At 63.4% G+C, this 12,288-nt stretch carries 10 protein-coding genes; 4 read left to right on the top strand and 6 right to left on the bottom strand.

Translation table 11 applies throughout. The annotated features are described in order from the left end of the window. The 4 genes from AC5DC2_RS10815 to AC5DC2_RS10800 form a co-directional block, all read left to right on the top strand. A partial coding sequence (locus tag AC5DC2_RS10815) for an ABC transporter substrate-binding protein (RefSeq protein WP_491698482.1) occupies window positions 1–582 on the top strand: 582 nt, incomplete at its 5' end. A gap of 344 nt (window positions 583–926) precedes the next feature. Next, window positions 927–2,114, top strand: a complete 1,188-nt coding sequence (locus AC5DC2_RS10810) for an efflux RND transporter periplasmic adaptor subunit (protein WP_491698481.1) — start codon at window positions 927–929, stop codon at window positions 2,112–2,114. 10 nt (window positions 2,115–2,124) lie between these two features. Continuing rightward, window positions 2,125–5,409: an efflux RND transporter permease subunit gene (locus AC5DC2_RS10805; protein ID WP_491698480.1), complete on the top strand. Its 3,285-nt coding sequence runs from the start codon at window positions 2,125–2,127 to the stop codon at window positions 5,407–5,409. Window positions 5,410–5,854: 445 nt separating this feature from the next. Continuing rightward, on the top strand, window positions 5,855–6,541 hold the full coding sequence (locus tag AC5DC2_RS10800; RefSeq protein ID WP_024709221.1) for a Crp/Fnr family transcriptional regulator: 687 nt from the start codon (window positions 5,855–5,857) through the stop codon (window positions 6,539–6,541). A 76-nt stretch (window positions 6,542–6,617) separates the two neighbouring features. Here the strand turns inward: AC5DC2_RS10800 and ureG are convergent, their stop codons facing one another. The 6 genes from ureG to AC5DC2_RS10770 all read right to left on the bottom strand — a co-directional run. Further along, a complete protein-coding gene (ureG, locus tag AC5DC2_RS10795; RefSeq protein ID WP_491698479.1) occupies window positions 6,618–7,229 on the bottom strand; it encodes an urease accessory protein UreG in 612 nt (203 codons plus the stop codon). 24 nt (window positions 7,230–7,253) lie between these two features. Beyond that, the gene (locus tag AC5DC2_RS10790) at window positions 7,254–7,886 is read right to left on the bottom strand and encodes an urease accessory protein UreF (RefSeq protein WP_491698478.1); all 633 of its coding nucleotides are present in this window, start codon (window positions 7,884–7,886) and stop codon (window positions 7,254–7,256) included. Between the two features lie 37 nt (window positions 7,887–7,923). After that, complete coding sequence (ureE, locus tag AC5DC2_RS10785; RefSeq protein WP_491698477.1) at window positions 7,924–8,421, bottom strand: urease accessory protein UreE; 498 nt, start codon at window positions 8,419–8,421, stop codon at window positions 7,924–7,926. 94 nt (window positions 8,422–8,515) lie between these two features. Next, on the bottom strand, window positions 8,516–9,709 hold the full coding sequence (locus tag AC5DC2_RS10780; RefSeq protein WP_024709217.1) for an osmoprotectant NAGGN system M42 family peptidase: 1,194 nt from the start codon (window positions 9,707–9,709) through the stop codon (window positions 8,516–8,518). A gap of 3 nt (window positions 9,710–9,712) precedes the next feature. Next, a complete protein-coding gene (gene ngg, locus AC5DC2_RS10775) occupies window positions 9,713–11,536 on the bottom strand; it encodes an N-acetylglutaminylglutamine synthetase (RefSeq protein WP_491698476.1) in 1,824 nt (607 codons plus the stop codon). 10 nt (window positions 11,537–11,546) lie between these two features. Next, the coding region (locus AC5DC2_RS10770) for an asparagine synthase-related protein (protein ID WP_491698475.1) at window positions 11,547–12,288 on the bottom strand (742 nt) is incomplete at its 5' end.

The raw sequence follows: 12,288 nt of genomic DNA, 5'->3' as shown, positions 1-12,288 counted from the left end.
GAATATCCCTTCCTGTCGTGGATGGCCCATCTCGGCATCCCGACCGATGGCGGCGAGGACGGCGTGACGGTGCTGAAGCAGGGCTTCAATGTCGACCCGCTGTTGCAGAAGCAGGCGGCCTGCATCTCCACCATGACCTATAACGAATACTGGCAGGTGATCGACGCCGGCATTTCCGAGGATCAGCTCAACACCTTCAAATATGAGGATGAGGGCGTCGCAACCCTCGAAGACGGCCTCTACGTACTTGAGGACGACCTGAAGGATCCGAAGTTCAAGGAAGACATGGTCAAATTCGTCCGCGCCTCGATGAAGGGCTGGAAATGGGCGGAGGAAAACCCGGACGAGGCTGCGGAAATCGTGCTCGAATATGACGACACCGGCGCCCAGACCGAAAAACACCAGAAGCGGATGATGTCGGAAGTCGCCAAGCTGACGGCCGGCTCCAACGGCGCGCTCGACCCGGCCGACTATCAGCGCACCGTCGAGGTTCTGCTCGGCGGCGGGTCCGACCCGGTCATCACCAAAGAGCCGGAAGGCGCCTATACGCTGGAAATCACCGACGCGGCGCTCTCCAACTAGAGCGCGTCCAGGAAAAGTGGAGCCCGGCTTTCCGTCCGGACATGCTTTAGAATCCAGACGCCAGATTGACGTTCGATGCGCGCGGCTCCGTTCGGGGCCGCGCGTATTGCATTTTTGCACCAGTTTGGCTAATAATCGAACCACCCGGTTCAATTTTATGCCTTTTCTACCTATGACCGACTTGAAATCGGGCCAAGTTGTGACGAACTGCCTCACGACGAAAAACCGGTGGTTGCCCGATCGCGTAAAGATGACCGGACACTGACCGGCGCGCCGAGACCCATGGCGCGTGGCGATCCTGCAGATTGTTGTGGCCTCCTCCCGGCCGATAGAGGAAAACTGACATGCCGAAAATGTACCGTGTCGCCGTCCTGTCCTCCGCCTTGCTCGCGCTGTCGCTTTCGCCCGCGCTCGCCGCAGAGGCCAGCGCCCCCGCCGAAACGGCATCGAGCCTTCCGTCCATCATCGTCACCGATGTAAGGGTAATGCCGCTGACAGCGATCGTGCGGGCGACGGGCACGATCGAGCCTGTCGAGGAGATCTATGTCCAGCCCCTCGTCGAAGGGCTTTCGATCGAGACCATCAATGCGGAGATCGGCGATCGCGTCGAGGCCGGCGACGTGCTTGCGACCCTCAGAACCGATACGCTTCTCCTGCAGAAGAGCAGCCTTCAGGCGAACAAGGCCAAGGCTGAAGCAAACCTCGCCCAGCTCAACGCGCAGCTGACCGCGAGCCAGGCCGCGCAGACAGACGCCCGCCGGCAGTTCGAACGCACCAAGCGCCTTGCCGACAATGGCTCTGTCTCCACCTCGGCGCTGGAACAGGCCGAAACGACCGCGCTCAGGGCCGACGCATCGACAGCCGCCGCGCGCGAGGCCATCAGCGTGGCCGAAGCCGACATCAACGTGACGCAGGCCGAGATCGACGACATCGACCTTCGGCTGGAGCGCACCAACATCAAGGCGCCGGTCTCCGGCATCATTTCCGGCAAGAATGCCCGCATCGGCGCTATCGCCACGGGCGCCTCGACGCCGATGTTCACCATGATCCGCGACGGCGCGATCGAGCTCGTCGCCGAAGTGCCGGAAGACAACATGATGAAGATCACAGAAGGCCAGAAGGCCGAGATCTCGCTCGTCGGCGATGCGCCTGCCCTCAGCGGCGCCGTGCGCCTGGTCTCGCCCGTGGTCGACCCCGTCACCCGGCTCGGCGACGTTTTCATCTCCATCGACGCCCCCGGCCGCGCGCGTCCCGGGATGTATGCCAGCGCCGAAATCATTGTCGAGGAGGCCGAAACCCTCGCCCTGCCGATGACCGCCGTCAATATCGACCGCCAGGGCTCCACCGTGCGCCGGGTGAAGGACGGCACGGTCGAGATCGTGACGGTCAGGACCGGCATCCAGGACGGCGACACGATCGAGATCGTCGACGGTCTTGCCGAGGGCGACCAGGTGGTGGCCAAGGCCGGCGCCTATGTGCGCGCCGGCGACCGGATCAACCCCGTGCCGGCCGCCGAAGCGCCGCTCAACTGAGGTCTGAACCATGAATTTTTCAGCCTGGGCCATCCGCAATCCGGTCGCGCCGCTCCTGCTTCTCGGCCTGCTCCTGTTCATGGGCCTGCAGTCGTTCCGCGACATGCCGATCACCCGTTTCCCGAATATCGACGTGCCCGTCGTCGCTGTCACCGTGACCCAGAGCGGCGCGGCGCCGGCGGAACTGGAAATGCAGGTGACGAAGAAGATCGAGGACGCGATCGCCAGCGTCTCCGGCGTTGACGAACTGAACTCCACGGTCACCGACGGCGTTTCCACCACCTCGGTCCTCTTCCGCATGGAAGTGAAGCCCGACGATGCGCTGCGCGACGTCAAGGACGCGATCGACAATATCCGCTCCGATCTGCCCGCCAATGCCGACGAGCCCGTGGTGCGCAAGATCGACGTCGAGGGACAGGCGATCCAGACCTTTGCCGTCTCCTCGCCCAATATGTCGCTGGAAGAGCTCTCCTGGTTCGTCGATGACACGATCGAGCGGGCGCTGCAGGGCATTCGCGGCGTCGGCCGGGTTGACCGCTACGGCGGGGCCGACCGGGAAATCCAGGTCTCGCTCGATGAGAACAAGCTGGCGAGCTACGGCATAACCGCCTCCGCCGTCAACGCGCAGCTGCGACAGACCAATGCCGATACCGGCTCGGGCCGCGGCCAGGTGGCCGGCGCCGAACAGGCCATCCGCACGCTCGGCGACGCCCGTAGCGTCTCCGATCTCGCCAACACGATGATCGCGCTCGGCAATGGCCGCTTTGCCCGGCTTTCCGACCTCGGCACGGTGACCGACACCTATGAGGAGCCGCGCACCTTCGCCCGCCATGACGGCAACCCGGTCGTCTCCTTCGGCGTGTTCCGCTCCAAGGGCGCCAGCGAGGTGACCGTGGCCGATGCGGTGGCCGAGGCGCTGGACGAGGTCCGGGCCGAAAACCCGGATGTCTCCATCGATCTGATCGATGACGCTGTCTACTTCACCAAGGGCAATTACACCGCAGCCCTCGATACGCTCTATGAAGGCGCGATCCTCGCCATCATCGTCGTGTTCCTGTTCCTGCACAACTGGCGGGCGACGCTGATTGCCGCCGTGGCCTTGCCCTTCTCGGTGATCCCGACCTTCTGGATCATGGACCTGCTCGGCTTCTCGCTCAATCTCGTGAGCCTGATCTCGCTGACGCTGGCGACCGGTATTCTTGTCGACGACGCGATCGTGGAAGTGGAGAACATCGAGCGGCATATCGGCATGGGCAAGACGCCCTACCGCGCGGCGCTTGATGCCGCCGACGAGATCGGCCTTGCGGTGATCGCGACGAGCTTCACCATCATCGCCGTGTTCGCGCCAGTCTCCTTCATGCCGGGCATTCCGGGGCAGTACTTCATCCAGTTCGGCCTGACAGTGGCCTTTGCCGTGTTCTTCTCGCTGGTGGTTGCCCGCCTGATCACCCCGGTCATGGCCGCCTATATGCTGAAGCCCGCAAAGCACAAGGCGAAGGAAGACAGCGAAGCCAATGACGGCCGGGCGATGCGGGGCTATACGGCGGCCGTGCGCTGGACCACGCGGTTCCGCTATTTGACGCTTCTGGCCGCGCTCGGTGTTCTTGCCGTCTCACTGTTTTTCATGTCGAAGATCCCCGGCAGCTTCATGCCGCCGGAGGATGCCTCGCGCATCGTGCTTTCCGTCGAACTGCCGCCAAACGCCCAGCTTTCCGATACCGAGGCGATGACCCGGCTGGTGGCCAAGCGGATCGAAGGCTTCGAGGGCGTGGAAAGCGTCACCGTGCTGGGCGGTTCCTCGCCGCTCGGCGATCTCGAATATCGCCGCGCGACAGTGACGGTCACGCTCGAAAACCTTGCGCACTCCCTGTCCGAGGCGATCGTCAACGATCTGATCGGCGGCATCCCGCTGATCGGGCAATATCTGCCGAAGCTCGAGCCGCAGGGACGCACCATACCGCAATGGCAGATCGAGCAGGAGGTGCTGGCGGCGCTTTCAGACATTCCCGACCTGCGCATTACCAAGCTGAACGACCGCGGGCAGCGCGACATCCAGTTCAACTTCCTCTCCGACAACGAGGAAGACCTGCAGCAGGCTGTCGCCATTCTGGAATCGAAGCTGCGCGCCGATCCGATGCTGGACAAGGTATCCTCGGAAGGGGCGCTTCCGCGGCCCGAACTGCAGATCCACCCGAAAAAGGAGATTGCCGCACGGCTTGGCGTGACGCCGGCCGCGATCGCGGAGACCGTGCGGGTCTCGACCGTCGGCGACGTCGACGCCAACCTGCCGAAAATCTCGCTCGACAACCGGCTGATCCCGATCCGGGTGCGCACGGATCTCGAACTGCGTCGCGATCTTTCGGCGATCCGCAACCTTAAGGTTCAGACCGCCAGCGGCGGAATGGTGCCGCTGTCGGTGGTCGCGGACGTCAACTACACGGAGGGCGTCGCCACGGTCGACCGATATGACCGCCATCGCGTTGTCACCATCGGCGCCAACCTGCCGCAGGGCGTGGCGCTCGATCCGGCAACCGCGCGCTTCCGCGAAATCGTCGAGAATACCGAAATCCCGGAAACGGTGACGCTTGCCGAGAGCGGCGATGCCAAAATCCTTGCCGAGATGCAACAGAGCTTCATCAACGCGATGCTGCTTGGGCTTTTCCTGGTGCTGGCGGTGCTGATCCTGCTGTTCAAGGACGTGATCCAGCCCTTCACCATCCTGTTCTCGCTGCCGCTGGCGCTCGGGGGCGTGGCGATCGCGCTGATCCTGACGGACGAGCCGGTGTCGATGCCGGTGATGATCGGCTTGCTGATGCTGATGGGCATCGTCACCAAGAACGCCATCCTGCTCGTGGACTTTGCCAAGGAGGCGATCTGGCACGGCATGGAGCGGCGCGCCGCTCTGGTCGAGGCCGGGCGCAAGCGCGCGCGGCCGATCATCATGACCTCGATCGCCATGTCGGCGGGCATGCTGCCGGCCGCCCTTGGCGTCGGCGAAGGCTCCGCCTTCCGGGCGCCGATGGCAACGGCGGTGATCGGCGGCATCATCGTCTCGACCGTGTTGAGCCTGCTGGTGGTGCCGGCCTTCTTCATGATCATGGACGATATCGCCGGATTGCTCAGATGGGCGTTCAGCCGCTTCATCGGCCGGCGCGATCCCGACGATCATGTCTACACCACCGAGGAAGCGGGGCGCCTCAGCGAAGCCAACCGCGCCAAAATTGCCAAACTCGAAGAGCGGCTCGACGAGATCGAGAACAACCGCGACGGCTACGGAAGACACGGCATGGCCTGACCATTCCGGATTGGCAAGCGGAAACATTCCGCTAGCGGAAAACGCGATTCTCTTTAAATCGTTTCGCTCAGGGGCCGGGTTCAAACCGGCCCTTTTGCCATTTGCCACGCCTGGCTTCGGGCCGCGCCGCAAACGTCAAAATTTCCGGCTTTCAGTTGATTGAAATCAATACCCCGCGCCGCTTCTGCTTCTAGGTTTCATTCCGGCAGAAGGCCTCCTCATCCCTCCCAAACCGATGAGACGGCCTGGCCGCAGGACAGGCGATGCGGATGGTCTGTATTGCCTGCGACAGTCAGAGACTTGACGCGAAGAACCGGTTTTGTCTGGGAAAAGGAAACGGGTTCTGGCGCGGGCAACCGGCGACATTGCGGCGTGCACCGGTCGTGTTGCAGATCTGGACAGGCAAAAAGCCCGGTCGCCGCGGGGCCGGGACAGGAGACGGACAGTGAACAGGACCCTCTTGCTGAACGAGCGCAAAAAAACGCTTTTTGTCGAAACCAAGCTGACGGCAAGCATGGATATGGCGACCATGAACAAGCTGATGGAATGCGCGACCTTCGCCAATTGCTACCCGCGCGACGTGGTATTCCGTCAGGGCGATCCGGCAACTCATTTCTACAGCGTGCTTTCCGGCTATGTGCGCCTCTTCCGGCAGAACAGCGAAGGCCGCGAGGCCGATATCCGCGTCTGCGGCCCGGGAGACAGCTTTGCCGACGAACTGATCTTCGGCGGCGACACCTACGAATATCACGCCCAGGCCGCCGACAAGGCGATGCTGGCGCGCTATGACATCAACCGCGTGCGCAATGCGAGCCTTGCCGATGACGGCATGCTGGCGCGCGCCATCGCCGGCTCGCTTGCGGGCCAGCTTCAGGAAACTATGGACTGCATCGCCAACGACCGACTCAATACCGCCGTCCAGCGCGTTGCCCTTTACCTTCTGGAACAGGCCGAAGGCCAGGAATCGCCCGCATCCTTCCGCCTCGCCTTCCAGAAGAGCCTTCTTGCCGGAAAGCTGGGGCTTGCCCCAGAAGCGCTTTCCCGCGCCTTCGCGACGCTGAAAGGTCTCGGCGTCCACGTACACGGCCGCATCATCGAAATTGAGGATATGGACGCGCTGCGGGCTCTCTGATCTGCGCACCGGTCATGCGGCCGACCTGAAAACCGGCGGGGTCATTCCCGCCGGTTTTTCTTCTTTTCAGGGCCTCTCAGAGCCCGCCGTTCTCCTTCAGGAAGGCAACGATCGCGTCCACCCCGTCGCCCCGCTTGAGATCGGTAAAGACGGTCGGCGCGCCGGCGCGCATGCGTTCGGCATCCGACGCCATGACATCGAGATCGACCTCGACGTAAGGAGCGAGATCCTTCTTGTTGATGATCAAGAGATCCGAACGGGTGATGCCCGGGCCGCCCTTGCGCGGGATTTCCTCGCCCTGGGCGACCGAGATCACATAGATGGTGATGTCGGCAAGGTCCGGCGAGAAGGTCGCCGCCAGATTGTCGCCGCCCGACTCGATGAAGATGATGTCGAGGTCGGGGATGCGGGCGTTCAGTTTGGCAATCGCCTGCAGGTTGATCGTCGCGTCCTCGCGGATGGCCGTATGCGGGCAGCCGCCGGTTTCCACGCCGACGATGCGGTCGGAAGAAAGCGCCTGCATGCGCACCAGAGCTTCCGCATCCTCGCGCGTATAGATGTCGTTGGTCACCACCGCGACGGAGTAATCGCGGCTCAGCGCCTTGCACAGTTTTTCCGTCAGCGCCGTCTTGCCGGAGCCGACCGGACCGCCGATGCCCACGCGCAGGGGCCCGTTTTCAGACTTCATGTCGAACCTCGTCAAATCCATAAGTTAGCTGCGAAAGAGTCGCGAATGCTGGGTTTCATGGCGAAGCGCCGAGACATCCGCCCGGAACGTGCAGCCGCCGAGATCGTCGAGGCCGGCAGCGGCAGCGCGCGCCGCCGTTTCAAGAATTGTTTCCTCCAGGCCTGCCAGCACTTCAAGCCCTGAGACCTGGCCGCAAAGCGACAGCCTGATGGCAGCCGAGATCGACTGGGCAATCTGGGCATGAAGATAGCCCTGGCACGCCGCTTCCAGGCCGATGCCGTGCGCTGCTGCCACGGCGCCGAAGGCAACCGGCAGCGCGGTCTCGCCCGGCAGATTGGCGAGCACGGGCGCGGGCCAGGCGGCGGCGGCGGTGACGAAGGCCGATCCGAGCGCCAGCGTTTCGGCATGGCGTTCGCGCGCGCCGGCGAGGGCTGCGGCAAGCGCTGCCGCCTCGCCGATGCGGGCGCTGTCACCCTTGGCGCGGTGGCTTTCGCACAGAAGGATGGCGTCGTTCCAGAGGAAACCCTGCGCAAGCCCTGAGGAGAGCCAGGCCTTCAGGCCCTCGGCATCCGTCAACAGGCCGTCATGGGCGGCCCGCTCCAGCCCGCCTGAATAGGCAAAACCGCCGAGCGGAAAGGCCGGCGACAGCCAGGACATCAACCGGAGCAGCGACGCTCCCGAAACGGCGGAAGCGTCAATCGTGGTGGTGGTGGTGATGGCCGTGATGGTCGTGATCTCCGTGACCGTGATCGTGGTGGTGATCGCCGTGATAGGCGCCGCGCACCGGCTGGAACGGCGCGACGATCTCGCTCACCGTGGCGCCAAGGCCATTAAGCATCTGGCGAATGACATGATCGCGCAGGATCAGAATGCGATCGGTCTCGATCTGCGCCGGCAGGTGGCGGTTGCCGAGATGCCAGGCGAGTTCGATGATGTGGAGGCCGTCACGGGCGCGAATCTCGTAGAGCTCTTCCGGCGCGGCGACGATCTCGATCTGCGCGCCGTCTTCCAGCACCAGCCGGTCTCCGCCTGCAAACAGGACGGCTTCCTTCAGGTCGAGCATCACCGCGCCGCCATCGGCGAGTTTCAGCGCCTTGCGCCGAAGATGGCGTGCGTCATGGGTCAGTTCGACATGCCCGGAGACCGGGCCGCTCTCCGCGCCTGCCGGAATAAAAGTGGTTACGCGTTGCATTCGGTCCCCTCGAGGCTCACCTGAAACGATCCAGGGCGATCAGTATTCATAGCAAGATTGCGCCGCTTGGCAAGCGCGTGCACTGCAGCAATGCCTAGGCGTGCCCGGCGTGGTGGGGATGGTCCGGATCGTCGATCTTCTCCGTCTTGACATCGGCGGAGAGTTCCTGTCGAGCCTTGCCTGTCGGCTGACGGGTGAAGCCGGTCATCGGACCGGTCTGCTGGAAGTCGCGCTTGATCTCGACGTCGGAGGTCAGATAGGCGGTGATCAGTTCCGCGATCGACCGCAGCGCATGCATGTGGATGCGCTCATAGCCATGCGAGGCATCGACGCCGAAGGCGACAAGCGCTGTGCGCACATCCGCCCCCGCTTCAACCGCGCTTGCCGAATCCGAGCGATAGTAGCGGAAGACGTCCTTCTGATAGCGGATATCGTTGAACTTGCAGACATCGACCAGCTTCTTCGTCAGATGCCAGTCGAAGGGACCGGTCTGGTCGGCCATGGCGATGGTGACGCCGAACTCCGAGGAATTCTGGCCGGGCGCCGAGGTGCCGTTATCGACGGAGACAAGCGAGGCAACCTCGGGGGAAACGATCGACGACGCGCCGACGCCGACTTCCTCGGCGATGGTAAACAGCCAGTGGCTGGCGACCGGCGTCTCGACATTTTCATCCTGCATCGCCTTCAGCGCGGCGAGCATCAGCGCCACGCCCGCCTTGTTGTCGAGATGGCGGGAGATGATGAAGCCGTTGTCGAGGAATTCCGGCTGCGGATCGATGGCGACGATATCGCCGATCTCGATGCCCAGCCTGTCGAGATCTTCCTCGTCACGGCTCAAGGCATCGACGCGCAGCTCGACATAGTCCCAGCCGACCGGCATTTCGTCGATCTCGTTGTTATAGGTGTGTCCGGAGGCCTTGAGCGGCAGGATGGTGCCGCGATAGGCCCCCTTCTCGGTGAAAAGCGTCGCCCGCGCGCCCTCGGCAAAGCGCGCCGACCATGTGCCGATCGGCACCAGTTCGAGCCGGCCATTGTCCTTCAGGTATTTCACCTGGGCGCCAAGCGTGTCGACATGGGACACGACTGCGCGCGCGCCGCGGCTGTCGACGCCCCTGCGCACGGCGCGGATCGCCCCGCGCCGCGTCAGTTCCACCGAAAGGCCGAGCTTCTCCAGTTCTCCGGTGACGAAACGGACGATCGGATCGGTGTAGCCTGTCGGCGAGGGGATCGCGAGCAGCGATTTCAGCATGTCGGACAGGTACTCGGAATCAATCGTCAGTCGTTGCATCACTCACTCGTTTTTCTGCGCCTCGCGGGTAAAGGCCCTAGCCCCGGCCGGCATGGACAGGGGGAACAGCAGGTCGACGAACCGTTCGGCCGTCGGCTGCGGCTCATGGTTGGCAAGCCCCGGGCGCTCGTTGGCCTCGATAAATGCGTAATCAGGGTTTTGGGGCGACTTGATCATCAAATCAATCCCCACGACCGGAATATTGATCGCGCGGGCTGCGGAAATCGCGGCATCCACCAGCTTCGGATGGACGATATCGGTCACGTCATGGATCGTGCCGCCGGTATGCAGATTGGCGGTTCGGCGGACGCGGATTTCCTCGCCCTCCTTCGGCACGTCGGCAAAGGTGTAGCCGGCGCTTCGGACCGTCCGCTCGGTTTCGGCATCAAGCGGGATTGAGGATTCGCCGCCTGTCGCGGCGCTGCGCCGCGCGCTCTGGGCCGAGATCAACTGCTCGATCGACGAGCGCCCGTCACCGATGATATGAGCGGGACGGCGCACGGCGGCGGCCACGAGGCGATAATTGATGACGATCAGCCGAAGATCCTCGCCCTCGACCATTTCCTCGATCAGAACCGTATCGCAATAGGCCCTGGCGGCCTCAATTGCCTCGCGCACCTCCTCGATGGTGGAGACGCCGACGGAGATGCCCCGGCCCTGCTCGCCGCGCGCCGGCTTGACGACGAGCGGGCCGGCTTCCTCAAGAAAACCGGCGATCGCCTCCTCGCCGGCATCGGCGGTCATCTGGCGCGGCACGCGCACGCCGGCCTCTTCGACGAAGCGGCGCGTCACTGACTTGTCGTCGCAGATCGACATCGCCACCGAAGTCGTCAGTTCCGTCAGGCTTTCGCGACAGTGAATCGAGCGGCCGCCATAGGACAGGCGGAAGAAGCCGCCCTTGGCATCGGTCACCTCCGCCGAAATGCCGCGCCGCCGCGCCTCGGCGACGATCAGCCGGGCGTAGGGGTTCAGCGCCTCGTAGTCTTCCTGCTCCGGTCCGGTGAACAGTTTCTCATTGATCTGGTTCTTGCGCTTGACGGTGAAGAACGGCACCCGCTTGAAGCCGAGCTTTTCATAGAGCTTGATCGCCGGCACATTGTCATGCAGCACAGAGAGGTCGAGATGGGAAGCGCCGCGGGCGAGGAAATGCTCGGCCAGCCTGCGCACCAGTGCCTCGCCGATGCCACGCTGGCGCGCCTGCGGATCGCTTGCAAGGCACCAGAGCGAAGCGCCCTTTTCCGGATCGTTGAACACCCGGCCGTGATCGATGCCGGTCACGGTGCCCAGAATATTGCCGGTATGCTCGTCCTCGGCGACGAAATAGACGATCGAACGGGCGTCGCGCTGGCGCCAGAAGAAATCCGGACGGACCACGACCATGCCGCGCGCGGCATAGATGCGGTTGATCGCCTGCGCATCGATCTCGGAGGTCAGCCGGCGGATGAAAAAGCCCTGCGGCGGTTTTGATGACGCGGCATGATAGGTCGAAAGGTCGAGCCGGTAGGTATGGGAAGGATCGAGGAAGACCTCCTGCGGGGCGTTGGCCAGCACCACATGCGGATCGCGTACATAGATGGCGATGTCGCGATGGTCCGGCACCTCGGCGCGCAGGGTCTCGATCAGCAGCCTGGCATCGGAAAAGGTCTGGCCGAAGACGATCCGGCCCCAGCCGCAGTCGATGGAGACGTCCTGTTTCATCGCGCCGCTGTTATCACCGCCTTTGATCGGCGGCTTCATGCCTTGGGTCCGCATCTTCTTCAAGCGATGGGAATAGGCATCGCGGCCGCGGTGTTCCGGTTGATCCTTCGGCCCCTTTTCCGAACTCATCGGCTCTTCCTCAAATCTCGTGAGACTGCAACCACATTTCCAGAAGCGCCACCTGCCACAGTTCCGATCCGCGCAGCGGCGTGATGTGGCCGATCGGATCGATGAACAGGTCATCGAGATAGGACTTGTTGAACAGGCCGCGCTCACTGGAGACCTGGCTCGTCAGCGTATCACGAACCATGTCGAGATACTCGCCCGAGATGTATTTGAGCTGCGGCACCGGGAAATAGCCCTTTTTGCGATCAATCACCTCGTGCGGCACGACGAGCCGCGCTGCGTCCTTGAGGACGCCCTTGCCGCCGTCATTCAGCTTGAATTCCGGCGGGATGGTGGCCGCCAGTTCGGCAAGCTCGTGATCAAGGAAGGGCACGCGCGCCTCAAGCCCCCAGGCCATGGTCATGTTGTCGACGCGCTTGACCGGATCATCGACCAGCATGACCTGGCTGTCGAGCCTGAGCGCCCGGTCGACAGGACCCTCCGCGCCCGGCGCCATCAGGTGGCTCTCGACAAAGGCGCGGCTGACGTCTTCCTCCGCCAGCCATTCCGGCGAAAGATGACGCGACAGCCTGGCATGGTCACGGTCGAAGAAGCCCTTGGCATAATCGCCGACGACATCGTTGGATTTCTCAAGCGGCGGGTACCAGTGATAGCCGGCGAAGATTTCATCCGCCCCCTGGCCCGACTGCACCACCTTGATGTGTTTGGAGACCTCGCGCGAGAGCAGGAAGAAGCCGATATTGTCGTAGGAGACC

The sequence above is a fragment of the Martelella sp. genome, from assembly GCF_984369615.1.
Note: the sequence above shows the minus strand (reverse complement) of the source record. Positions and strands in the feature narration are given on the sequence as shown.